Genomic DNA, 23,799 nt, shown 5'->3' with positions numbered 1-23,799 from the left:
CGAAGCGTCGGGTCTTACAGACCGGACATCTTCTTGATCGCTTCGCGCAGCTCGTCGTCGGAGCAGTCGGCGCAGGTGCCTTTCGGCGGCATGGCGTTGATGCCGGAGATGGCAGCGGCGAGGATGCCGTCGAGGCCGCCCTGGTGATCGGCGCGCTCTTTCCAGGCAGCGGTGTCACCGATCTTCGGAGCGCCCAGTACGCCAGCGCCATGGCAGGCGTTGCAGTGCTTGGCGATGATGTCGTCAGCGGTACGCGCACCACCGCCGGCGGCTGCGGCAACGGTTTCGACGCCCTTGCACTCTTCACCCATGACGCACACCTCGCCTACAGGCTTGAGGCGCGCGGCAATGGCTTCATCGGTCGTGGCCTGAGCAGTCACTGCCCACAGGGCCAATACGGCAGCCGGTACTGCCAGCATTTTCTTCATCAGATTCACGGTACACCCTCTTCGTGGCTAGTCACGCCCGCGGCCACGGTTTCGCGAGCGGGCGCCAGTATAACGGTAAGCATCCCTGGCCGAAACAACCCAATTGTCGCAGGAGGAAGGCTTCAGGCTTCAGGCTTCAGGCTTCAGGCTTCAGGCTTCAGGCTTCAGGCTTATCAGTATGGACTGCAGAACCGCATCGAACGTTTCCGCTTCTAACCTGCGGCCTGTAGCTTGCGGCCTGCCGCCCCTTCCTAGAAGTTCGCTGGCGTGGTGGCGCTGATCAGGCGCGCCGGCACGTCGAACGGGTTGCGGAAGCGGTGCGGCTTGCTGCTCTCGAAGTAGTAGCTGTCGCCCGGCTCGAGGATGAACACCTCGTTACCCACGGTCAGTTCCAGCCTGCCTTCGACCAGCATGCCGGCTTCCTCGCCCTCATGGGCATACATCTCGTCACCGGTGTCGGTACCGGCCGGGTAGGTCTCGTCGAGGAAGGAAATGGCGCGGCTCGGGTGGGCCTTGCCGATCAGCTTCATGGTGATGGCGCCACTGCAGATATCGGTCAGCTCGGCGGCGCGATAGACCACCTGGGTCTGGTTCTCCTGCTCCATGTCGAGGGAGAAGAATTCCACCAGCGACATGGGAATACCGCCGAGCACCTTTTTCAGCGAGCTGATCGAGGGGCTTACGCTGTTCTTCTCGATCATGGAAATGGTGCTGTTGGTGACACCCGCCCGCTTGGCGAGCTCACGCTGGGAAAGACCTTTGAGCTTACGAATCGATTGCAGTCGAACGCCGACGTCCAATGCTGGGGTCCCCCTCTGGGAGTGATACGGAAAAGTGTTCGTATCATGGCATAGCGTTCGGAATTTACAACACTGGCGTTCATGCTCTTCTACAGCCGGCTGGATCAGCCGCCGAGATAGAGCAGCGGCACCCGCCGCAGGTTGCAGAAGATCTGGTAGGGGATGCTGCCCGCAGCCATGGCCACGTCACTGGCCAGCACCTGCTTGCCCCACAGCTCGACACGGCTGCCCAGGCCAGCCTGTGGCAGGTCGGTGAGATCGACGGTGAGCATGTCCATCGATACCCGACCGATCAGGCGGGTCGGCTGGCCGTCCACCATCACCGGCGTGCCGCTCGGTGCGTGGCGCGGATAGCCGTCGGCGTAGCCCATGGCGACCACACCGACGCGGGTCGGCCGCTCACAGACGAAACGCGCACCATAGCCCACCGGTTCGCCGGGCGGCAGCTCGCGCACGCTGATGACCTTCGACTCCAGGGTCATCACCGGGCGCAAACGCGCGGCCTGCTCCTGAGCCAGCTCGAACGGCGTGGCGCCGTACAGCATGATGCCGGGGCGCACCCAGTCGCTGGGCACTTGTGGCCAGCCCAGCACGGCCGGCGAATTGCGCAGGCTGACCTCGGCGCTGAGGCCTTCGCGAGCCTGCTGGAACACCGCCAGTTGCTCGGCGGTACGCTCGCACTCGGGCTCGTCGGCACGGGCGAAGTGGCTCATCAGCACGATCTTGCTGACCTTGCCGCTGGCCAGCAGGCGACGGTAGGCATTCTGGTACTCGGCCGGGTGCAGGCCGACGCGGTGCATACCGCTGTCGAGCTTGAGCCACAGGGTTAGCGGCTTGCCGACCTGAGCCTGCTCGATGGCCTCGATCTGCCACTGCGCGTGAATCACGCACCACAGCTCATGCTGATCGATCAGTGCCAGTTCGTCGGCCTCGAAAAAGCCTTCGAGCAGCAGGATCGGCGCCCGGATGCCGGCCTCGCGCAACGCCAGCGCCTCTTCGATGCAGGCCACGGCAAAGCCGTCGGCCTCGCTCTCCAGCGCCTGTGCACAACGCACCGCTCCATGCCCGTAGGCATCGGCCTTGACCACCGCCAGGGCGCGGGCGCCGCTGAGCTCGCGGGCCAGTTGGTAGTTGTGACGCATGGCGTCGAGATCGATCAGGGCACGGGCAGGGCGCATGGTTCGTTATTTCTCACTGCTTCGCTGATTTCGTAGCCCGGATGCAATCCGGGGATGGTCGTTGCCAAGCCCCGGATTGCATCCGGGCTACAGGCTATAAAAAAAGCCCGGCGGGACAGCCGGGCGAGAAGCCAACACAAAAAATTGTCCGGAACAATTCTTGACGTCGTTCTGCGACGGGCCGCCAAAACTGTTCACTGCGGAGACTGCCTCAGACGGCAGCCACCACGCACATTTCCACCAGCACCTCGGGCTTGTACATCTTCGCCTCGACGCAGGCACGGGCCGGCGCGTGGCCATCGGCGACCCAGGCGTCGTACTCGGCGTTGAGGCCGTCGTAGTCGGCCATATCCTTGAGGAAGATGGTCAGCGACAGGATCTTGCTCTTGTCGCTACCACCCTCGGCCAGCATCTTGTCGATGTTGGCCAGGGTCTGGCGAGTCTGCTCGCGGATGTCACCGCCGAAGTCGTCGGCCAACTGGCCGGCTAGGTAAATCGTGCCGTTGTGGATCACCACTTCGCTGTAGCGTTTGGCCACATGCAGGCGCTGGATCGACATGCTGCGAATCTCCTTTGAATTTCCGGGCCGCGCAGCCTATCAGGTGCGCAGCGGCTGCGGCGCGCCGTGCATTTCGCGAGCCTTGCGCGAATAACGCGAGATATCCAGGCCGTCGGCGCTGATCTGCGGACGCTTGTTGGCCATCAGGTCGGCGAGCAGACGACCGGAACCGCAAGCCATGGTCCAGCCCAGGGTGCCGTGACCGGTATTGAGGAACAGGTTACGGAAGGCCGTGCCACCTACGATCGGCGTGCCATCAGGCGTGGCCGGGCGCAGGCCGGTCCAGAACTCGGCGCGCTGCAGATCGCCGCCTTGCGGGTAGAGATCGGCAGTGATCATCTCCAGGGTTTCACGACGACGCGGGTTGAGCGACAGGTCGAAACCGGCGATCTCGGCCATGCCACCGACGCGGATACGACCATCGAAACGGGTGATGGCGACCTTGTAGGTCTCGTCGAGAATGGTCGAAGTCGGCGCCATGTCGGCGTTGGTGATCGGCACGGTCAGCGAGTAACCCTTGAGCGGGTAGACCGGCGCGCGCACGCCCAGCGGCTTGAGCAGCTGCGGGCTGTAGCTGCCGAGGGCGAGCACGTAGCGATCGGCGGTTTCCAGCTTGCCGTCGATCCACACGCCGTTGATGCGGTCGCCCACGGCGTCCAGGCGCTGGATGTTCTGGCCGAAACGGAACTCGACACCGAGCGCCTTGGCCATGTCAGCCAGCTTGGTGGTGAACATCTGGCAGTCGCCGGTCTGGTCGTTGGGCAGGCGCAGGGCACCGGCCAGCTTGTGCTTGACGCCAGCCAGGGCCGGCTCGACGCGAGCGATGCCGTCGCGATCGAGCAGCTCGAACGGCACGCCCGAGGCTTCAAGCACGGCGATGTCCTTGGCGGCGGCGTCGACCTGGGCCTGGGTACGGAACAGCTGGGTGGTGCCGAGCTGACGGCCTTCATAGCTGATGCCGGTCTCCGCACGCAGCTCGTCGAGGCAGTCGCGGCTGTACTCGGACAGACGCACCATGCGCTCCTTGTTGATCGCATAGCGGCTGGCGGTGCAGTTGCGCAGCATCTGCGCCATCCACAGGTACTGATCGACGTCACCGGTGGCCTTGATCGCCAGCGGAGCGTGTTTCTGCAGCAGCCACTTGATGGCCTTCAGCGGCACGCCCGGGGCGGCCCAGGGCGAGGCATAGCCGGGGGAAACCTGGCCGGCGTTGGCGAAGCTGGTTTCCAAGGCGGGGCCGTTCTGACGGTCGACCACCACCACCTCGAAGCCCTGACGGGCGAGGTAGTAAGCACTGGCGGTACCAATCACACCGCTGCCGAGAACCAGAACACGCATGTTTTTCTCCCCGCCGCGCCCAAGGCGCGTGCGTTACAGGCCATTGTTGTCGATGGGCGCAGTATAGGAAGAGCCGTGCAGTGCTTTTCACCATATACACAGCTATATTTGGCGAGAATTCTTGGCAAAAAGCCGTTTTGCAGAGGCGGATTCCCCATGAGAACCCAGCATCAAAGCCGTCGTGAACTGGACAAGATCGACCGCAACATCCTCCGCATCCTGCAGGAGGACGGGCGCATCAGCTTCACCGAACTGGGCGAGCGCGTGGGGCTGTCGACCACGCCCTGCACCGAGCGCGTACGCCGCCTGGAGCGCGAAGGCATCATCATGGGCTACCACGCCCGCCTCAACCCGCAGAACCTCAAGGCCAACCTGCTGGTATTCGTCGAAATCAGCCTGGACTACAAGTCCGGCGACACCTTCGAGGAATTCCGCCGCGCCGTGCTCAAGCTGCCCCACGTGCTGGAATGTCACCTGGTATCCGGCGACTTCGACTACCTGGTGAAGGCGCGCATCAACGAGATGGCCAGCTACCGCAAGCTGCTCGGCGACATCCTGCTCAAGCTGCCGCACGTGCGCGAGTCGAAGAGTTACATCGTCATGGAAGAGGTGAAGGAATCGCTGGCCCTGCCGGTGCCGGAATGAGCCAAGGCTGCGGACCGTAGGGTGCGCCATGCGCACCAGCTTTATATGCATTGGTGCGCACGGCGCACCCTACTCACAGCCTAGGCGGCCCCGCGAAACCCTACACGAGCCGCTGCCGCGTGGTGGCGATCAGCCGGTGCACCTGGCGCTCCACCGCCGGCTCGATCGGCTGCTCCGGTCCGCGGCCGTGGGGACAGGGCAGGTTCGGCGTGGTACCGAACAGCCGGCAGATCAGCGGGCGCTGGTCATACACCTCGCAGCCATCCGGTCCCAGGTGTACGCAGTTGTATTCGGCCAGCGCCGCATCGTGCTCGGCATCGCTCTTGACCGGCAGGCGGGCCAATTCCTCGGACGAGGCCGTGACCGGCCCACAGCAGTCGTGGCAACCGGGCACGCAGTCGAAGCGCGGGATCTGCCTGCGCAGGTGGTCGATCTTGCGGTCGGTGCAGCTCATCATTGGACATCCTTAAGCGACAGCGGCAAGTTTACTGCCAGGCGCCGCAATGTCATTCGCTCAGACGCCTCCAGTCGCGGCTGAAGCCCTTCCCACCACGGCCCGGCACTCCCTGTGAGAAGCGCTTCAGCGGCGACAGACCAAAACGCCATGAGCGAAGGCAGGCTGCTTTTTTCTGCCTGTCTCTTGGCGTGATAACAGTCACGCGCTTATGCTGCGTTTAATTTTCCACACAACAAAATCAGGATTTCGCACATGAACGCCCGCGTTCACCAGCCCGTCCACAGCCCGCAGCACGCCGCTTCCTATTACGCCGCCAGCGTCAATCGCCAGCTGGCCTACCCGCCGCTGGGTGGCGAACTGCGGGTGGATGTGTGCATCGTCGGGGGCGGCTACAGCGGCCTGAACACGGCCATCGAGCTGGCCCAGAAGGGCCTCTCGGTGGCCCTGCTGGAGGCGCGCAAGATCGGCTGGGGCGCCAGCGGGCGCAACGGCGGGCAGCTGATTCGCGGCGTCGGCCATGATGTCGAGCAGTTCGAATCGGTGGTCGGCAAGGAGGGCGTACGCCAGTTCAAGCTGATGGGCCTGGAAGCCGTGGAGATCGTGCGTAGCCGCGTCGAGCAGTTTCGCATCGACTGCGACCTGACTTGGGGCTATTGCGACTTGGCCAACAAGCCGGCGCACATGGACGGTTTTGCCGAAGACAAGGCCGAGCTGGAAAGCCTCGGTTATCGCCACGAACTGCGCATGGTGCCGAAGGAGCGCATCCATGAGGTGGTCGGCTCCGACAATTATCACGGCGCCATGATCGACATGGGCTCGGGCCATCTGCACCCACTCAACCTGGCGCTTGGCGAAGCCGCTGCCGCCCAGTCGCTGGGCGTGCAGCTGTTCGAAGACTCCCCGGTGACCGGCATCGACTACGGCAGCGAAGTGCGCGTGCACACTGCCACCGGCCAGGTACGCGCCAAATACCTGGTGCTGGCCTGCAATGCCTATATCCACGGTCTCAACCCGACGCTGAGCGGCAAGGTGCTGCCGGCCGGCAGCTATATCATCGCCACCGAACCGCTTTCCGAAGAGCAGGCGCGCCAACTGATCCCGCAGAACATGGCGCTGTGCGACCAGCGCGTGACCGTCGACTACTACCGTCTCTCGGCCGACCGTCGCCTGCTGTTCGGTGGAGCCTGCCACTATTCCGGGCGCGATCCGGCCGACATCGCCGCCTACATGCGGCCGAAGATGCTCAAGGTCTTCCCGCAGCTGGCCAACGTGCGTATCGACTTCCAGTGGGGCGGGATGATCGGCATCGGTGCCAACCGCCTGCCACAGATCGGTCGACTCAAGGACCAGCCCAACGTGTTCCACGCCCAGGCCTATGCCGGGCACGGCGTCAACGCTACGCATCTGGCCGGCAAGCTGCTCGCCGAGGCCATCGCCGGACAGGAAAGCCGCGGCTTCGACCTGTTCGCCCAGGTCCCGCACATGACCTTCCCCGGCGGCAAGCACCTGCGCTCGCCGCTGCTGGCACTGGGGATGGCCTGGCACCGCTTGAAAGAATTGCTGTAGGCCTACAGATCGCGGCTGAAGCCGCTCCTGCGGCGTGCCGTGCAGTGAAGCCGGCCCCCTACAGGTTCCAGAACGGCAGGCGCGCCTCGCGCTCGGCCTGGGCGCGGCTCAGGCCGATGTCGTGCAGTTGCTGATCGTTGAGCTTGAGCAGCACGCGACGAGTGTTCAGGCGCCGCCAGAAGGCCGGCCAGTCGCGGCCGAAGTAGCGAACCTCGCCCTTGTGCGTAGTAATCCGCACGGCCTCACCTAATGCTACAAAATCTGTATTGCTGAACCCGGTCATGGCTGTTCTCCCGTTGCCTTCTGTCATGGGAGATCAGAATGCCGTCAGAAGAAAAGTCATGACAGATTCAAAAAACTCTTATTAACTCCATACAGATCTCGTCAAACTTCCCTGAATGGGATTTTTCACCGCGATCTGTACTGGTTGCTGTCCATACACCTTGCAACAGGCGGACGATTGTCATGACGCTCTATCTGAATCTGGCCGAACTGCTCGGCACCCGCATCGAACAGGGGCTGTACCGTCCCGGCGACCGCCTGCCATCGATACGCAGCCTCAGCCAGGAGCACGGCGTCAGCCTCAGCACCGTGCAGCAGGCCTACCGCCACCTCGAGGACATGGGGCTGGCCGCACCACGGCCGAAATCCGGCTACTTCGTGCCGGTAGCACGACAGATACCGGCCCTGCCGCAGATCAGTCGCGCCGCCCAGCGCCCCGTGGAAGTCTCGCAGTGGGATCACGTGCTGGAACTGATCAGCAGCTCGCCGCAGCATGACATGCTGCAGCTGGGCCGCGGCCGCCCCGATATCAGCAGCCCGACGCTCAAGCCGCTGCTGCGCAACCTGTCGCGCCAGGCGCGCCGGCAGGACCCGGACGTACTCACCTATGGCGGCATTCGCGGCGATATTCGCCTGCGCGAACAGATCGCCCGGCTGATGCTCGACTCCGGCTGCCAACTGGAAGCCCAGGACCTGGTGGTCACCACCGGTTGCCACGAAGCCCTGTCGGCGGCCGTGCGCGCCATCTGCCAGCCCGGTGACATCGTCGCGGTCGACTCGCCGAGCTTCCATGGCGTCATGCAGGCGCTCAAGGGTTTCGGCATGAAGGCGCTGGAGCTGCCCACCGACCCGCTCACCGGAATCAACCTCGACGCCCTGGAAATGGCTCTGGAGCAGTGGCCGATCAAGGCCATCCAGCTCACCCCCAACTGCAACAACCCGCTCGGCTACATCATGCCCGACGCCAACAAGCGCGCCCTGGTCGCTCTGGCGCAGCGCTTCGATGTGGCCATCATCGAGGACGACGTGTACGCCGACCTCGCCTACAGCTACCCGCGCCCACGCAGCATCAAGTCCTACGACGAGGATGGCCGCGTGCTGTTCTGCAGCTCCTTCTCCAAGACCCTGGCGCCCGGCCTGCGCGTCGGCTGGATCGCCCCGGGGCGCTACCTGGAGCAGGTGGTGCACATGAAGTACCTGGGCACCGGCAGCACCGCGCAGCTGCCGCAGCTGGCGCTGGCCGAGTATCTCAAGGACGGGCATTACGAACCGCACCTGCGGCGCATGCGCGCGCAGTACCTGCGCAGCCGCGACCTGATGGTGGATTGGGTCAGCCGCTATTTCCCTGCCGGCACCCGGGTCAGCCGACCGCAGGGCAGCTTCATGCTCTGGGTGGAGATGCCACAGGGCTTCGACAGCCAGAAGCTCAATCGCGCGCTGTTGCCGCACAAGATCCAGATCGCGCCGGGCAGCATCTTTTCGGCGGCCGGCAAGTATCGCAACTGCATCCGCCTGAACTACGCCGAACCGCCGAGCGCGACCATCGAGGCGGCGGTGAAGCAGATCGGCGCGACCATCGCCGAGCTCATCGAGGAAGCCGACCTGCAGCAGACCCAGGCCTAGGCGCAGTAGCCCCGAGCGCGATCAGGAACGCGCTGCGCGTGCCGCGTCCATCTCGCTGAAGGCGCCAGGCTTGCTGGCCAGAATGACGAACACCAGCGCACCGGTGGCCATCATCAAAGGCAGCGCATGGCCGCTCAGCCACTGGCTGACGGCGCCGGTGGTCAGCGGCCCGACCAGGCAGCCCAGCCCCCACAGCTGGGCGACGTGCGCATTGGCGCGCACCAGCTCGTCGTCACGATAGCGCTCGCCGATCATGATCAGCGACAGGGTGAACAGGCCACCGGCGCTGGCACCGAAGGCCACCAGCACCGGCCAGATCAACGGCGTGTGCAGCAAGGATGGAATGGCCAGGCTGGACAGCAGCAGCACCACGCCGCAGGCGCGGAACAGGGTCTGCCGCGACATGCGGTCGGCCAGCCAACCGATGGGCAGCTGCAGCACCGCATCGCCAACCACCACCACGCTGACCATGAACAATGCCACTTCCTGAGTGAAGCCCTGGCGCAGGCCGTAGATCGGCAACAGGGTCAGCATCATCGCTTCGAAACCGGCAAACAGCATCACCGCCCAGGCGATCGCCGGCAGCTTGCGGCAGAACACCAGCAGTCCGCGCCCGGAGGCGCTGTGCGCATCCACCTGCGGCGCGCCGCTGCGCCCGAGCAGGATCAGCGAGCCGCCGATCAGCAGGCACACGCCCGTCCAGAACCCCGCATCGGTCGCCGTGCCGAGCGCCGTCAGCAGCAGGGGGCCGCTGAGCTGGCTGAGGGCATAGCCGGTGCCGTACAGGGCCACCAGGCGGCCGCGCCACTTCTCCACAGCAAGTTGGTTGATCCAGCTTTCACCGAGGATGAACACCACGGTCAGCGCCACACCGATGAACAGGCGCAGGCCAACCCACACCGCATAGTTCTGCACCAGCGCCAGCCCCGCCACCGACACTGCACCGAGCAGCAGGCACAGCTGCATCAGCACGGTGGTGCCGAAGCGCGCCGCCAGGCGCCCCGCCAGCAAGGCACCGAGCAGCACGCCAACGGCCGGAGTGGCGGCCATCACGCCGATGGCGAAGGAGTCGTAGCCCCAGCTTTCCAGGCGCAGCGACACCAGCGGCATGGTCACGCCCAGCGCCAGGCCGATGCTGATGACCGCCGCACAGACGGCGAAATAGGTGCCCCAACGCATTGCCAGACTCCTTTATGTCGTGGCCCTGAAACAAAAGACCATGCCCCTGCTCGGCAAGGGCACTGTGTAGGGTGCGCTGTGCGCACCGGGGGTTGCTGCTTGCGCCGGCACCTGGTGACAAACGCTGGTGCGCGCGGCGCACCCTACGAACCCGGGCCATCGCCCTCATGGATGACAGCTGCCCCCAACACGGCATTGATCCAACGCCAAACAAAACGGCCGGACTTCCCCAAGGAAACCCGGCCGCAGGTATGACTCATGATGAGTCGGCCCCGAAGGGCGGACCTTCAGACGGCCAACGGCCGCCCGTGACGCAGCGTTACAGTTTGATCCAGGTGGCCTTCAGCTCGGTGTACTTGTCGAACGCGTGCAGCGACTTGTCGCGACCGTTGCCGGACTGCTTGAAGCCGCCGAACGGCGCGGTCATGTCGCCGCCGTCGTACTGGTTGATCCACACGCTGCCGGCGCGCAGCGCCTTGCCTACCAGGTGGGCGCGCGACAGGTTGCTGGTCCACACCGCAGCGGCCAGGCCGTAAACGGTGTCGTTGGCGATGGCGATGGCCTCGTCCTGATCGTCGAAACCGATTACCGACAGCACCGGGCCGAAGATCTCTTCCTTGGCGATACGCATGGCGTTGTTCACGCCGTCGAAGATGGTCGGCTCGACGTAGGTGCCGCCGGTTTCTTCCATCACCCGCTTGCCGCCGGCCACCAGCCTGGCGCCGTCGTCATGACCGGCCTGGATGTAGCTCAGCACGTTGTTCATCTGCGTGGTGTCGACCAGCGCACCGACATTGGTCGCCGGGTCCAGCGGGTTGCCCGGCTTCCAGGCCTTGATCGCCTCGACCACCATGGGCACGAACTTGTCCTTGATGGAGTTTTCCACCAGCAGGCGCGAACCGGCGGTGCAGACCTCGCCCTGGTTGAAGGCAATGGCGCTGGCGGCGGCTTCGGCAGCGGCTTTGAGGTCCGGCGCGTCGGCGAAGACGATGTTCGGGCTCTTGCCGCCGGCCTCCAGCCAGACGCGCTTCATGTTCGACTCGCCGGCGTAGATCATCAGCTGCTTGGCGATCTTGGTCGAACCGGTGAACACCAGGGTGTCGACGTCCATGTGCAGGGCCAGGGCCTTGCCGACGGTGTGGCCGAAGCCCGGCAGCACGTTGAACACGCCCGCCGGAATGCCGGCCTCGATGGCCAGCTGGGCGATGCGGATACCGGTCAGCGGCGACTTCTCGGAGGGCTTGAGGATGATCGAGTTGCCGGTGGCCAGCGCCGGGCCGAGCTTCCAGCAGGTCATCAGCAGCGGGAAGTTCCACGGCACGATGGCGGCGACCACGCCGACCGGCTCGCGGGTGACCAGGCCCAGCTCGTCATGGGCGGTGGCGGCGACTTCGTCGTAGATCTTGTCGATGGCCTCGCCGCTCCAGCGGATGGCGTTGGCCGCGCTGCTGACGTCGATGCTCAGCGAGTCGCTGATAGGCTTGCCCATGTCCAGGGTTTCCAGCAGGGCCAGCTCCTCGCCGTGCTGTTCGATCAGCTCGGCGAAACGGATCATCACCTTCTTGCGCTTGGCCGGGGCCAGGCGCGACCACACGCCGGACTCGAAGGTGGCGCGGGCGTCCTTGACCGCCAGCTCGGCGTCGGCCTGGTCGCAGCTGGCCACCTGGCCGAGCAGACGGCCGTCGACCGGGCTGATGCACTCGAAGGTGGCGCCGGACTCGGCGGCGCGATATTCGCCATGGACGAAGGCGCGGGTTTCGATGGTCAGGGTCTTGGCGCGCTGTTCCCAGTCGGCACGAGTCAGGCTAGTCATTCCGGCATCTCCAGGTTGGAAGCGGCGCCTGAACCAGGCGCGCACTGTCAATAATTCTGCAAGGCCAGGTCGCTGGCCGAATCCTGCTCGCCACACTAAACCAGAGGCCTGTAGCTTTTCAATATTTTTGACAAAGGCTGGCAAAAGCCCCTTGTCATGTTCGTTTTTTTAAACATAGACTGCTGCCACGACTTCGCCAGCTGCACCCGTACGGGGCACGGCTGGCGCCACCGACCACCACGGAACCGCCAGATGAACATCGAGCAGATCGTCGACTTCGCCCAGGCCGGCACGGCCGCCGAACACTATCGCCCCGCAGCGGAGAAAGTGCTCAAGGGCGACCCCGAGCAGAGCGTACGCAACCATTACAGCAGCCCCTGCGGCCAGTTCAGCACCGGCATCTGGGAAGGTGCAGTGGGCCAGTGGACGGTGAACTACACCGAGCACGAGTACTGCGAAATCCTCCAGGGTGTTTCCGTGCTGCGTGATGCCGATGGCAACGCCAAGATCGTACGCGCCGGCGACCGCTTCGTGATTCCCGCCGGGTTCTCCGGCACCTGGGAAGTGCTGGAGGCCTGCCGCAAGGTCTACGTAATCTTCGAACCCAAGTAAGTACCTGACCCCGAGCCTGACGCACTGGTTCCGGGCTCGCCGAATCCTGTTGTTGCTTGTCACCCTTCGACCCGCCTCGCGCGGGTCTTTTTCTGCGCAATGGCTGCCTCAGCGCGCGGGCACAGCCTCGACCACAGCCGAGCGCATGGCGCCTGCCAGCAGCGCCAGCAGCGCGAAGAGCACCACGGCATGCGTCAGGCTCAGCCAGCTCGCCAGAGCGCCGAACACCGGTGCACCCAATGTCTGGCCAACGGCAATGCCGAGAAAGGCGATGGTCAGCCCGGTGGCGGGACGTTCTGACAATGCAGCCACGCCCCAGACCAGATAGATGCCGCTCAGCGTGATGTAGGCCGCGCCGAACAACGCCCCGCCGAGCAGCACCAGGGCAGGCGCGCCACCCATGCCGACCAGGACGATGGCCGCCGCCAGCGCGGCCAGACACAGCCGGTGCGCCCAGTCGATGCCCAGCCTGGCGACCAGAGCGCCAGCCCCGGCGCCGGCGATCCCGGCGGCGCCGATCACCACCCAGAGCAATCCGGCCCCGGCGCTCTGCCACCCCAGACGCTGCGCCACGATCTCGCTGCCGAACGACCACAAGGCCGTGCTGGCCGCGCCCATCAGCAGGGACGCCACCACCAGTCGCTTCAGGGTAGCGCTGAACAGTGCCGCCCCGGCGTGAGCCTGCACAGGCGGCGCGGCGGTACGCGGCACATGCAAAATCGCCAGCACCGCCAGCACGCATGCCGCGGCTGCGAAAACGCCGTAGGCCAGCCGCCACTCGGCGCCGAACATCAGTGCGACCGGGCCGGACAGAATCACGCCTGCACTGGTGCCGGCGTTGATCAGGGTATTGGTGCCGTCCTGACGCTGCGGCTGCACGATCGCCGCCACTGCTGCGGCCATGGGCGGTGAAGCCAGCCCCGTGCTCACGCCCGCGAGCAATACCGCAGCGGCGAGCCAGAACGCCGATGGTGCGAGGGCGATACCGAGCATACCGAGCATGGCGATCGATGCGGCAACGAAGGCGACGGTACGCGCGCCGAGACGCTCGGTCAGTTGTGCGGCGACGACAATGGCGAGGCAGTAGCCAAGAAAGGAGCCACCGGCGATCAGGCCGCCAACGGCGTCCGGCAGAGCGAGATCAGCATCGATCTGCGGCAGGAACAGGCCGAAAGCGAAACGGGCGAAGCCGTAGCACACCGCGATCAGGCCGAAGCCCGTGACACCGAGGCGCCATTCGCGGGTCATGCCTGCCCCCGCAGGGCCAGCAGCGTCGCCGCGCGCCCTGCCGTGGCCACTGCAGCCGGGCCGCGGTAGCTGGCCGCGGCCGTGGCACCTTCGAAGAGAATGACCACCTGCTCGACCAGTTCCTCATCGGGGCTGGCGCCCAGCTGACGGGTGAGAATCCGCCGCACCGTCTCGCTGAAGCGCGCCTTGTACGCCGCCACGACCTCGGTGACCTCCGGCAGGGCCGTGCCGAGTTCGCCCTGAGCACGCAGGAACAGGCAGCCCCGAGCCCCCTCCTCGCCCATCCAGCTGGCCAGTGCATCGAACAACGCCGCGACGCTGTCCAACTCCAGGCGCCGCAGGAAACGCTGTCCACGTGTCATCAGCACGGCGGCGATCAGCTCGTTCTTGCTGCCCGCGTGCTTGTACAGCGTGCGGCTGGACATCCCGGCGGCCTGCGCCAGTCGATCCATGCCGGTTGCGTTGAAGCCGTGACGGTCGAACAGCTCTTCGGCCACGGATATAAGCTTGGCGTCGATATTCATGGAATCAAGGTAAAACGATCATTTTACCTCGTCAAGCAATGATGAATGCTCGGGCAAAAAAAGACCCGCACAGGGCGGTAATACTGTTCACTTAAGGTTGCACACGTTTTGCTCCCCTCTCCCATTTATGGGAGAGGGGCTGGGGGAGAGGGCCGAAAACACCGCGAAACTGCCGGTTTCCCCTCTCCGAACGCGGCCCGCCCTAACCCTCTCCCCAAAGGGGCGAGGGGACTAATCGCGTACGACCATTTCTTATGTAAACAGCATTACCGCACAAGGCGGGTCTTTTCATCAGCACGCACAGGCGTGCTCAGGGTCCGGCTCAGGCCAGCTCGTCGAAGCACTCGGCGACGATGGCGATGCCTTTTTCCAGCTGCGCGTCCGGGATGGTGACGGGCATCAGGAAGCGGACGACGTTGTAATAGGTGCCGCACGACAGCAGGATCAGGCCTTTCTCGCGCGCACGGGCGACGATCTTGCCTACCAGCTCGGCCGCCGGTTTGCCGTGGTCGCCGCCTTCGAACAGCTCGATGGCGACCATCGAACCCAGGCCACGTACGTCACCGATCACCTTGTGCTTCTCGGCGATGGTCTTGAGGCCGGCCTTGAGCTTCTCGCCCACGGCCTGGCTGCGCTCCAGCAGTTTCTCCTCGTCGAACACCTTGAGCACGGCCAGGGCTGCGGCGCAGGCGATCGGGCTGCCGGCGTAGGTGCCGCCCAGGCCACCGGGGGCGATCTTGTCCATGATCTCGGCCTTGCCGCACACGCCGGAGATCGGGAAGCCGCCGCCAACGGACTTGGCGAAGGTGGTCAGATCCGGCACCACGCCCAGTTGCTCGGTGGCGAAGAAGGTACCGGTACGGCCCGCGCCGGTCTGCACTTCGTCAGCGATCAGGAGGATGCCGTGCTGGTCGCACAGGGCGCGCAGGCGCTGCATGAAGGCCGGGGAGTTGACGTAGAAACCGCCTTCGCCCTGCACCGGCTCGATGATGATGGCGGCGATGTCCTGCGGCTGCGCGTCGTTCTTGAAGATGCGCTCGATGCTGGCGATGGACTCGTCCTCGCTCACGCCATGCAGCGGGCACGGCGCCTGGGCGCGGTACACACCGGCGGGCATCAGGCCCATGCCGGCGGAGTACGGTACCACCTTGCCTGTCAGCGACAGGGTCATCATGGTGCGGCCGTGGTAGGCGCCGGTGAAGGCGATCACGCCGGCGCGGCCGGTGGCGGCACGGGCGATCTTCACGGCGTTCTCGACGGCCTCGGAGCCGGAGGTGACCAGCAGGGTCTTCTTGGCGAAGTTGCCCGGCACGCGCTTGGCGATCTCTTCGCACAGCTCGATGTAGGGCTCGTAGGCCAGCACCTGGAAGCAGGTGTGCGACAGCTTGGTCAGCTGCTCCTGAACGGCAGCGACCACCTTCGGATGCAGGTGGCCGGTGTTCAGCACGGCGATGCCGCCGGCGAAGTCGATGTACTCGCGGCCTTCGACGTCCCATACGGTGGCGTTCTCGGCACGCTCGGCGACGATCGGGTGGATCTGGCCGACACCGCGCGGTACGGCGGCGGCACGGCGTTGCAGCAGGGATTCGTTGGTCTTGCTCATGGTGTCCTCATGGCCGTCATCGGGCGGCTCGGTTGCAAGGAAATGCCTCTGGAGGTGGGTCGCCGCAGCATACGATGATCGACTGCGTCGGGCCGCCGGAGGCGGGGGAAGATCTGGTTCGCGACGGCCCAGTCAGAGCGCCAGGCGCGTCGCGAACTCGTAGGGTGCGCCGTGCGCACCATGGCACTTCAAGAGAGACGCGGAGCCAATTGCCCCGTGCCCTCGCTACCGGATCAGATGCCGCCCAGGCACATGTACTTGATCTCGAGGTAGTCCTCGATCCCGTACTTGGAGCCTTCGCGGCCCAGGCCTGAAGCCTTCACACCGCCGAACGGCGCGACTTCGTTGGAGATCAGGCCGGTGTTGATGCCCACCATGCCGTACTCCAGCGCCTCGGCCACGCGGAACACGCGGCCCAGGTCGCGGGCATAGAAGTAGGAGGCCAGGCCGAACTCGGTATCGTTGGCCATGGCGATCACCTCGGCCTCGTCCTTGAAGCGGAACAGCGGCGCCAGCGGGCCGAAGGTTTCTTCCTTGGCCACGGCAGCGGTTTTCGGCACGTCCACCAGGATGGTCGGTTCGAAGAAGGTGCCACCCAGGGCATGTGGCTTGCCGCCCAGGGCCAGCTTGGCGCCCTTGTTCACCGCGTCGGCGATGTGCTCCTGCACCTTGGCCACGGCCTTCTCGTCGATCAGTGGGCCGGTGGTGGTGCCATCTTCCAGACCGTTGCCGATCTTCAGCTTGGCTACGGCGGCGATCAGCTTCTCGGCGAAGGCATCGTAGACGCCATCCTGCACGTAGATACGGTTGGCGCAGACGCAGGTCTGGCCGTTGTTGCGGTACTTGGAGATCAGCGCGCCTTCGACGGCGGCGTCCAGGTCGGCGTCATCGAAGACGATGAAAGGCGCGTTGCCGCCCAGCTCCAGCGACACCTTCTTGATGTCCTGCGCGCATTCGGCCATCAGCTGGCGACCGATTTCGGTCGAGCCGGTGAAGGACAGCTTGCGTACGATGGGGTTGCTGGTCAGCTCGCCACCCACTTCGCCGGCGCTGCCGGTGACCACGCTCAGCACACCTTTCGGGATGCCCGCGCGCTCGGCCAGCTCGACCAGGGCCAGGGCAGAGAACGGAGTCTGCGAAGCCGGCTTGATCACCATGGTGCAACCGGCGGCCAGTGCCGGGCCGGCCTTGCGGGTGATCATCGCGGCAGGGAAATTCCACGGAGTGATGGCGGCGGTGACGCCGATCGGCTGCTTGATCACGATCAGGCGCTTGTCCGGCTGGTGGCCGGGAATCACGTCACCGTAGACACGCTTGGCTTCCTCGGCGAACCACTCGATGAAGGAGGCGGCATAGGCGATCTCGCCCTTGGCTTCGGCCAGCGGCTTGCCCTGCTCCAGGGTCATCAGGCGACCGAGGTCGTCCTGGTTCTCCATCAGCAACTCGAACCAGCGGCGCAGCTTGTTGGCGCGCTCCTTGGCAGTCAGTGCACGCCAGGCCGGCAGCGCCTTCTCGGCGGCCTCGATGGCACGGCGCGTCTCGGCACGGCCCATCTTCGGCACATGACCGATGATCTCACCGGTGGCCGGGTTGTTCACGGCGATGGTCTGACCGCTGTCGGCGTCCAGCCACTGGCCATCGATATAGGCCTGTTGGCGCAGCAGCTGGGGGTCTTTCAGTTGCATGGCAGTCTCCTTCAGTTCCGGCGCCCGGGCGTCGGGGTAAAGTCGTTGGAGTCACGGGCAGAACCCGCAGGGCCGGGAAGCGAACCGTGCGAGGCCTGGTAATGGATTCAGAGCCGTTGAACGTGCGGGGGTTCAGAATGACCGAACGCACCGTTTGAAATCTCAAACGAATCCTAGGAGCGGCAACGGCAAAGGGCAATAGCCGAAGGGGCTAAATCGACGAAAGAATGATAAAAAACTTGCGTCAACCGGCTGCCACAGGCCAAAAAGTGTAAAGCTCGTTCGAAATAACGCACACTCATGCAGAATGGACGCTAACCGCCGACATGCGTATGATTGCGCCCCGCAACGCATCCGTAGCTCAGCTGGATAGAGTACTGCCCTCCGAAGGCAGGGGTCGTGGGTTCGAATCCCGCCGGATGCGCCAGATCAATCAAGGGCCCAGGTGAAAACTTGGGCCCTTTGTTTTTTCTGGTGGGTGCATGGCACGGCTGCCACTTCCAACCAGGGCCTTATGCTGCGGCAAGGGGTCTTCCATGCAGCACCTGGCGCGCTCATGTCCTCGTGCCTCGGCTCTCGCACATCAAAGTCACAGGTGCGACACACTGCAAGCCAGGCTCTGATTCCCAGGTTGGCCTTCAGTGACACGCTTATCCGGTTTGAGCCGTTTTAGCTTGGATATCCCAGCTCGCGTGATAGGGTTAGCCCCTGCTCACCTTAAAATTGGCCACAAGTGGCCCTCACAAGGGCAACCACATGCAAGCCAAGGCCCGCGAAGTGCCTGTGCTGCAAGATCTGCGTGCCGGTACCGCGGAACTGCACATCAGGCTGGAAAGACAGCTTCCTTTTTTCTCTGACCTGCTCGACACGAACGCCTTTCAACGACTGATGCAGGCGTATTACGGCTTTTATATGCCGCTTGAAAACGCTTTGCTCGCCAGCGACATGACGTCTGCCGATTTCGATCTGGTGTCGCGCCTCAAAGCACCCACACTGTGCAAAGACCTGCATGCGTTAGGCCTGTCGGCCGAGGCCATCGAGTGTTTGCCGATCTGCCATTCATTGCCGGCAATTAACTGCAGGCCCACCTGCCTGGGCGTTCTATATGTGCTCGAAGGGGCAACGCTCGGTGGGCAAATCCTGCGCCGGGAAATGGCTTCGCGGCTGGGCCTGAATGCCGACAACGGAGCGGCATTTCTCGATATCTACGGCGCGGACACCGGGCGACGCTGGCGTGATTTCATTGCCTATCTGGGTAGCCGATCCCTGGATACGGGCGAACGCGGAGCCGTTGTCATGGCGGCCCGAGCCACATTCGGCTGTTTCGAGCGCTGGCTCGAAAGCAGAGAGGTACTGATATGACCCCGCAAAACAAAGATGCCTTTGAAGACTTGCTGAACAACTGCGCCGACGAGCCGATCCGCTTCCCCGGCGCGATTCAGCCCCATGGCTTGCTGCTGACACTCAGCGAGCCCGCTCTGGAAATCATCCAGATCAGCGCCAATGTCGAAACCTTGCTGGCGCACACGCCGCAAGAACTGATCGGCCAACCGTTACACAAGCTGATTGGCCAGGCCCATACCGAGGCAGTACGCGAGGCGTTGGTGCGTCCAGCGTTCTCCGACGCAGGGCCCCTGCACTTTCACATCAATGGCACGGCATTCGAGGGTTTGTTGCACCGGTATCAGGGCGTGTTGATCCTGGAGCTGGAAATCCACGTGGAAAATTTCCAGCCGCGAAACGTCGCGGGGCTCAAAAGCAACCTGGGCCGCCTGCTCCAGCGCCTGCAGGTAGCGACCACGCTGCAGGAGCTGTATGAAGTCAGTGTCAGGGAAATTCAGGCGATGACAGGTTATGACCGGGTACTCATCTACCGCTTCGAGGAAGAGGGCCATGGTCAGGTCATCGCTGAAGCCTCCGCGCCGTCAATGGAGCTCTTCAATGGTCTGTTCTTCCCCGCCTCGGACATTCCCGAACAGGCTCGCGAGTTGTATCGCACCAATTGGCTGCGCATCATCCCCAACGCCGATTACCAACCGGTGCCTCTGGTGCCTAAGCTGCGTCCCGACACGCAGACCCCGCTGGACCTGAGCTTCGCCACGCTGCGCAGCGTTTCCCCGATTCACTGCCAATACATGAAGAACATGGGTGTGCTGTCGTCGATGAGTATCTCCCTGCTCAAGGACGACAAACTCTGGGGTCTGATCAGTTGCGGCAATCGCCAGCCTTTGCACGTACCACATGAGCTGCGCAGCGCCTGCCAGACTATCGGTCAGGTGTTGTCGTTACAGATCAGCGCCATGGAGTCGCTGGAGATCAACCGTCAGCGTGAAGAGAAAATCGATGCGCTGACGCTGCTCAATCAGGCAATGATCGATTCGCCGCAGACCGTTTTCGATGGGCTGGCAGGACGACCTGACGTGCTGATGACGCTGACGGCGGCTGGCGGTGTCGCCATCATCGAAGACAAGCAGCTACACCGATACGGCAACTGCCCGCAGCCCCAGGAAATCCGCGCGTTGTACAAATGGTTGCAGGACAGGGGCGAGCCGGTGTTTTCCAGTCATCACCTTTCTGCTGTGTATCCGCCCGCAGCGCAGTATCCGCAGGTGGCCAGCGGTGTACTGGCGATGAGCCTGCCCAAACCGGTGGATAACGCTGTGTTGTGGTTTCGTCCGGAGGTGAAGGAAAGCATCAACTGGAGCGGCGATCCGCGCAAACCCATGGATCTGGAAAATTCCGATGCAGGCCTGCGCTTGCGGCCTCGTACATCGTTCGAAATCTGGAAGGTCGAGATGGCCGGTATCTCAACCAAATGGAGCCAGGGAGATCTGTTTGCGGCCAACGACCTGCGCCGCTCGGCGCTGGAGCATGACCTCTCCCGGCAAGTCCGCCGCGAGCAGGAGGCGGTGCGTGCCCGTGACGAGCTGGTTGCCGTGGTATCGCATGACCTGAGAAACCCCATGACGGTGATTTCGATGCTCTGCGGCATGATGCAGAAGACCTTCAGCTCAGACGGCCCGCACACCTCGCGACGCATCGCCACGGCACTCGACACCATGCAGCAGGCCGCCGGACGGATGAATACCCTGCTCGAGGATTTGCTCGACACGTCGAAGATCGATGCAGGGCGCTACACCATCACCCCGCAGAAGCTCGATGTCGGACACATGTTCGAAGAGGCGCAATCGCTGCTCGCCCCCCTCGCCCTGGATAAGGACATCAGCATCTCTTTCGAGGCTGATCCGGACCTGCGCATTCACGCTGATCCAGAGCGGCTGTTTCAGGTGCTCTCGAACCTGATCGGCAATGCGATCAAGTTCACCCCACGACAGGGCAAGGTCGGAGTGCGCGCGAAATCTGTCGGTGATGACATCCTGTTTACGGTGCGCGATACCGGCGAGGGCATCCCCAAGGAGCACCTGCCTCATGTGTTCGACCGTTACTGGACGGCGAAGGATGGCAATCCAACCGGGACCGGGCTTGGTTTGTACATTACCCAAGGCATAGTGGAAGCCCACGGCGGGCATATCGTCGTCGAGAGCGAACTGGGCAAGGGGTCGGCGTTTCAGTTCACCGTGCCGGCGCTTGCGGAAAGTGCCCTGTAGGCGGCTCGGACGCCTCTCTAGCGGCGAGGTTTTCGCTGGGTAGGCGTCCGAGATCAGCAGGCCGGTGTCGCCAGGATCATCGCTAAGGCAATGGAGAGAAAAACGCATGGATATTCTGCCGCTGATCGCTATCGCATTCGTGGTGCTTTTCATCTACTCGTGGCAACGCTCAAGGCCCAAGTCACGCGCAGGCAAAAAGAGGAGAAGCGGCCTGAGCGGGCAGGATTCCAGCCCTGGCTTCGGTGACGGGGGCTTCGACTCGGGCGGCGGGGGCGATGGCGGCGGCGGAGGGGGCGACTGAGCCGTCGCCCCTGCCTCAAATCACGCCCAGGGTCAGCGCCTTCAAGGTTGCCGCTGCGCGCGTGGAGCACTGCAGTTTGCGGAACACGCTCTCGACATGAGTACGCACCGTGCTCGGGCTGATGCCGAGGTCGCGCGCCACTTCCTTGTTACTCGCCCCGCTGCTGATGCGTTGCAGGATCTGCGTCTCGCGCTCGCTGAGCAGGCCATTGCCGGGCTTGCTGGCCAGCGGCGCCTGCTCGCCACGCGCGGCGCTGATCACCGCCTGGCAGGCGCGTGGGTCGAAGCGGCCCTGCTCGGCTTCATCCAGCAATACGCGGGAGGCCTGCTCATCGCTGAAGGCAGCGCGCCAGGGGCGTTCGCCACGCAGCGCCAGCCAGGCCAGCGCGGCGCTCAGCAGACGATGCTCGGCCTGCAGCGCCTCGCCACTCAACGAGCGGAAATAGCCGCTGCCATCCAGGCGTTCGTAGGCATGCGCGGCCAGTTGTCCGGCTTCGCTCAGGCCGCCGATCTGGCTACAGGCGCGGTGCGTCCAGTAGGGCACCAGGCGTACCGATTCGAGGTCGCCTTCGAGCAGCGGGCCGGGCGTGCTCCAGATTCGATTGGGCACGGCCGCGCGGCCCAGGCCATGGATCAGCGCCGCCTTGGCGAGTATGTCGAGGCGCTCCTCGGGCAAGCCCCACAGCCGGCCGGCATCGCGCACCAGGCTGGCAGCCTGGCGTGAATGGCCGGCCAACCAGGACAACTTGAGATCGATCACGTCGCCCACCAGGGTCAGCGAGACCTGCGACCCGACGCCAGGCCGTATTCCCTCGGGCGTGCGCAGTGCATCCAGCCACTCTGCGGCGTGGCGGACAAGCAGCTCGGCGAGGCCCGCAGGATAGCGGCGATCGCCCTGCGCGCCGATCCATTCCAGAGCCGCCTCCAGACCATGGACGCGCGAGAGGATTTCCAGATCGCCGGCCAGCACCACGTGATAGACCACCTGCGGAATATCGGGATGACGCAAGCCCAGCGGCCGGCCGCTGCCGTCGTAGCATTCGAAGATGTGCCGCAGCCCCAGCTCGACCTGCCCCGGCAAGTCGAGGGTGCGGGCCACCTCGCCGGCGACTTCGCAGTGCACCACGGCCAATGGCGTGGTGCGCAGCATGGCGCGGTGGCCTGCGGCATCGAGGGTGTGCGCCAGCATGGCGCGGCGGCCGCCGACGTCGTCGCCGAGCAGACGCATGAAACCATCGGCATTGGCGGTACAGCCGGACCAGCGCAGCAGCGCCACCTGCCGGGCCGCATCGATTTGCGCCTGATCACCGCCACAGGCCTGCGCCAGCCATTGCGCCAGGCGCGCGGTACGCCGCGACTGATCGATGGGCTGCCCCATGCTCAGATCGCCGACCATGGCCAGTGCCAGCATGACGTCTTCCAGCGCGACGGCGTCATTCACCTGCATGGGCAGCTCTCCTATTTTTGCCGGCCTCGGATAAACGACCGATACCGGGGCACCGGCGCATTATCGACACTGAACTCCCCCAAGCACAGGAGATTCAAGCATGTTCAATACCAAGCCGCTGATCCTCGCCCTCGCCATCGCCAGCCCCTTCTTCGCAGTCAGTGCCCAGGCCGCCGACGCCAAGCCGTCGGTGGTGATCGTTCACGGCGCCTTCGCCGACGGCTCCGACTGGGCCAAGGTCGTGCCGCTGCTGCAGGATAAGGGCATCAAGGTTACCGTGGTGCAGAACCCGCTGACCTCGCTGGCCGACGACGTCGCCGCCACCCAGCGCGTGCTGAACAACCAGGACGGCGACGTGGTACTGGTCGGCCACTCCTGGGGCGGCACGGTGATCAGCCAGGCCGGTAGCGACGACAAGGTGCGCAGCCTGGTCTATGTCGCGGCTTTCGCGCCGAATGCGGGCCAATCCACCGGCGAGCTCTACGGCGGCTATCCCACCGCGCCGGGCTCCAGCCAGATCGCGGCGGACAAGAACGGCTTCCTCTACCTGACGCCGCAGGGCATGGCCGCCGACTTCGCGCAGGATCTGCCTGCCAAGCAGACGGCGATCATGACCGCCACGCAGGGTCCGATCCGCGCTGCCGCCTTCGATGACCGCACCAGCGTCGCGGCCTGGAAGCAGAAGCCGTCCTGGTACCTCGTCGCCAGCGATGACCGCATGATCGTGCCGCAAATGCAGCGCGACTTCGCCAAGAAGATCGGCGCGCAGACCACCGAGGTCGCCGCCAGCCACGTGCCGCAACAGTCGCGTCCGGCCGATGTGGCCAAGGTGATCATCCAGGCGGTGGAGAAAACCCAGGCCGCTGCCAAGTAAGGTTGCAGCCGCCTGAACGAAAAATGCCGC

The 23,799-nt window shown here is 64.5% G+C and carries 22 protein-coding genes and 1 tRNA gene; 9 read left to right on the top strand and 14 right to left on the bottom strand.

What is annotated here, in order from left to right; genetic code table 11:
* Positions 1 to 14: 14 nt before the first annotated feature.
* The 5 genes from BLS61_RS21505 to dadA form a co-directional block, all read right to left on the bottom strand.
* Positions 15 to 437, bottom strand: coding sequence for a c-type cytochrome (locus tag BLS61_RS21505; RefSeq protein WP_090434480.1), 423 nt, complete (start codon positions 435 to 437; stop codon positions 15 to 17).
* A 242-nt stretch (positions 438 to 679) separates the two neighbouring features.
* The gene (locus BLS61_RS21500) at positions 680 to 1,228 is read right to left on the bottom strand and encodes a cupin domain-containing protein (RefSeq protein WP_090434477.1); all 549 of its coding nucleotides are present in this window, start codon (positions 1,226 to 1,228) and stop codon (positions 680 to 682) included.
* A gap of 104 nt (positions 1,229 to 1,332) precedes the next feature.
* Positions 1,333 to 2,406: an alanine racemase gene (alr, locus tag BLS61_RS21495; RefSeq protein ID WP_090434474.1), complete on the bottom strand. Its 1,074-nt coding sequence runs from the start codon at positions 2,404 to 2,406 to the stop codon at positions 1,333 to 1,335.
* A 211-nt stretch (positions 2,407 to 2,617) separates the two neighbouring features.
* On the bottom strand, positions 2,618 to 2,965 hold the full coding sequence (locus BLS61_RS21490) for a RidA family protein (RefSeq protein ID WP_021487631.1): 348 nt from the start codon (positions 2,963 to 2,965) through the stop codon (positions 2,618 to 2,620).
* 39 nt (positions 2,966 to 3,004) lie between these two features.
* Entirely contained in the window at positions 3,005 to 4,303 is a 1,299-nt protein-coding gene (gene dadA, locus BLS61_RS21485; RefSeq protein WP_090434471.1) for a D-amino acid dehydrogenase, read from the bottom strand.
* Positions 4,304 to 4,459: 156 nt separating this feature from the next.
* Between dadA and dadR the strand changes: the two genes are divergently transcribed.
* On the top strand, positions 4,460 to 4,948 hold the full coding sequence (dadR, locus tag BLS61_RS21480; RefSeq protein WP_017678280.1) for a transcriptional regulator DadR: 489 nt from the start codon (positions 4,460 to 4,462) through the stop codon (positions 4,946 to 4,948).
* 100 nt (positions 4,949 to 5,048) lie between these two features.
* On the opposite strand, the gene BLS61_RS21475 is transcribed toward dadR, so the two are convergent.
* The gene (locus tag BLS61_RS21475) at positions 5,049 to 5,402 is read right to left on the bottom strand and encodes a YkgJ family cysteine cluster protein (RefSeq protein ID WP_090434670.1); all 354 of its coding nucleotides are present in this window, start codon (positions 5,400 to 5,402) and stop codon (positions 5,049 to 5,051) included.
* Between the two features lie 255 nt (positions 5,403 to 5,657).
* On the opposite strand from BLS61_RS21475, the gene BLS61_RS21470 reads away from it, so the two are divergent.
* Positions 5,658 to 6,971 (top strand): NAD(P)/FAD-dependent oxidoreductase, encoded by a 1,314-nt coding sequence (locus tag BLS61_RS21470; protein WP_090434468.1) that lies wholly within the window; start codon positions 5,658 to 5,660, stop codon positions 6,969 to 6,971.
* A 58-nt stretch (positions 6,972 to 7,029) separates the two neighbouring features.
* On the opposite strand, the gene BLS61_RS21465 is transcribed toward BLS61_RS21470, so the two are convergent.
* The gene (locus BLS61_RS21465) at positions 7,030 to 7,209 is read right to left on the bottom strand and encodes a DUF1127 domain-containing protein (protein WP_394328156.1); all 180 of its coding nucleotides are present in this window, start codon (positions 7,207 to 7,209) and stop codon (positions 7,030 to 7,032) included.
* A gap of 227 nt (positions 7,210 to 7,436) precedes the next feature.
* Here BLS61_RS21465 and BLS61_RS21460 point away from each other — a divergent pair, with 227 nt between their 5' ends.
* Positions 7,437 to 8,876, top strand: a complete 1,440-nt coding sequence (locus BLS61_RS21460) for an aminotransferase-like domain-containing protein (protein ID WP_090434461.1) — start codon at positions 7,437 to 7,439, stop codon at positions 8,874 to 8,876.
* A 21-nt stretch (positions 8,877 to 8,897) separates the two neighbouring features.
* Here BLS61_RS21460 and BLS61_RS21455 read toward each other — a convergent pair whose 3' ends face one another.
* Both BLS61_RS21455 and BLS61_RS21450 read right to left on the bottom strand, forming a co-directional pair.
* On the bottom strand, positions 8,898 to 10,055 hold the full coding sequence (locus tag BLS61_RS21455) for an MFS transporter (protein WP_090434459.1): 1,158 nt from the start codon (positions 10,053 to 10,055) through the stop codon (positions 8,898 to 8,900).
* Positions 10,056 to 10,374: 319 nt separating this feature from the next.
* Positions 10,375 to 11,868, bottom strand: coding sequence for an aldehyde dehydrogenase (locus tag BLS61_RS21450; RefSeq protein WP_090434456.1), 1,494 nt, complete (start codon positions 11,866 to 11,868; stop codon positions 10,375 to 10,377).
* Between the two features lie 252 nt (positions 11,869 to 12,120).
* On the opposite strand from BLS61_RS21450, the gene BLS61_RS21445 reads away from it, so the two are divergent.
* On the top strand, positions 12,121 to 12,480 hold the full coding sequence (locus BLS61_RS21445; protein WP_090434453.1) for a cupin domain-containing protein: 360 nt from the start codon (positions 12,121 to 12,123) through the stop codon (positions 12,478 to 12,480).
* 108 nt (positions 12,481 to 12,588) lie between these two features.
* Here the strand turns inward: BLS61_RS21445 and BLS61_RS21440 are convergent, their stop codons facing one another.
* From BLS61_RS21440 to gabD, 4 genes are all read right to left on the bottom strand, one after another.
* On the bottom strand, positions 12,589 to 13,728 hold the full coding sequence (locus BLS61_RS21440; RefSeq protein WP_090434450.1) for an MFS transporter: 1,140 nt from the start codon (positions 13,726 to 13,728) through the stop codon (positions 12,589 to 12,591).
* Positions 13,725 to 14,252, bottom strand: a complete 528-nt coding sequence (locus BLS61_RS21435; protein ID WP_090434447.1) for a TetR/AcrR family transcriptional regulator — start codon at positions 14,250 to 14,252, stop codon at positions 13,725 to 13,727. Before BLS61_RS21435 ends, BLS61_RS21440 begins: the two co-directional genes overlap by 4 nt.
* A 322-nt stretch (positions 14,253 to 14,574) precedes the next feature.
* Positions 14,575 to 15,855, bottom strand: coding sequence for a 4-aminobutyrate--2-oxoglutarate transaminase (gene gabT / locus BLS61_RS21430; RefSeq protein WP_090434444.1), 1,281 nt, complete (start codon positions 15,853 to 15,855; stop codon positions 14,575 to 14,577).
* Positions 15,856 to 16,088: 233 nt separating this feature from the next.
* Positions 16,089 to 17,540 (bottom strand): NADP-dependent succinate-semialdehyde dehydrogenase, encoded by a 1,452-nt coding sequence (gabD, locus tag BLS61_RS21425; protein WP_090434440.1) that lies wholly within the window; start codon positions 17,538 to 17,540, stop codon positions 16,089 to 16,091.
* Between the two features lie 350 nt (positions 17,541 to 17,890).
* On the opposite strand from gabD, the gene BLS61_RS21420 reads away from it, so the two are divergent.
* The 4 genes from BLS61_RS21420 (at position 17,891) to BLS61_RS21405 (ending at position 21,449) form a co-directional block, all read left to right on the top strand.
* A tRNA-Arg gene (locus tag BLS61_RS21420) sits at positions 17,891 to 17,967 on the top strand.
* A gap of 329 nt (positions 17,968 to 18,296) precedes the next feature.
* On the top strand, positions 18,297 to 18,902 hold the full coding sequence (locus BLS61_RS21415; RefSeq protein ID WP_090434437.1) for a biliverdin-producing heme oxygenase: 606 nt from the start codon (positions 18,297 to 18,299) through the stop codon (positions 18,900 to 18,902).
* Positions 18,899 to 21,148, top strand: a complete 2,250-nt coding sequence (locus tag BLS61_RS21410) for an ATP-binding protein (RefSeq protein ID WP_090434434.1) — start codon at positions 18,899 to 18,901, stop codon at positions 21,146 to 21,148. Before BLS61_RS21415 ends, BLS61_RS21410 begins: the two co-directional genes overlap by 4 nt.
* A gap of 106 nt (positions 21,149 to 21,254) precedes the next feature.
* A complete protein-coding gene (locus BLS61_RS21405; protein WP_090434431.1) occupies positions 21,255 to 21,449 on the top strand; it encodes a hypothetical protein in 195 nt (64 codons plus the stop codon).
* A 15-nt stretch (positions 21,450 to 21,464) separates the two neighbouring features.
* Here the strand turns inward: BLS61_RS21405 and BLS61_RS21400 are convergent, their stop codons facing one another.
* Positions 21,465 to 22,895 (bottom strand): HD domain-containing phosphohydrolase, encoded by a 1,431-nt coding sequence (locus BLS61_RS21400; protein ID WP_208598834.1) that lies wholly within the window; start codon positions 22,893 to 22,895, stop codon positions 21,465 to 21,467.
* 100 nt (positions 22,896 to 22,995) lie between these two features.
* Here BLS61_RS21400 and BLS61_RS21395 point away from each other — a divergent pair, with 100 nt between their 5' ends.
* Entirely contained in the window at positions 22,996 to 23,769 is a 774-nt protein-coding gene (locus tag BLS61_RS21395) for an alpha/beta fold hydrolase (protein WP_090434429.1), read from the top strand.
* The last annotated feature ends 30 nt before the right edge of the window (positions 23,770 to 23,799 follow it).

Source organism: Ectopseudomonas guguanensis (assembly GCF_900104265.1).
GTDB lineage: Bacteria > Pseudomonadota > Gammaproteobacteria > Pseudomonadales > Pseudomonadaceae > Aquipseudomonas > Aquipseudomonas guguanensis.
Note: the sequence above shows the minus strand (reverse complement) of the source record. Positions and strands in the feature narration are given on the sequence as shown.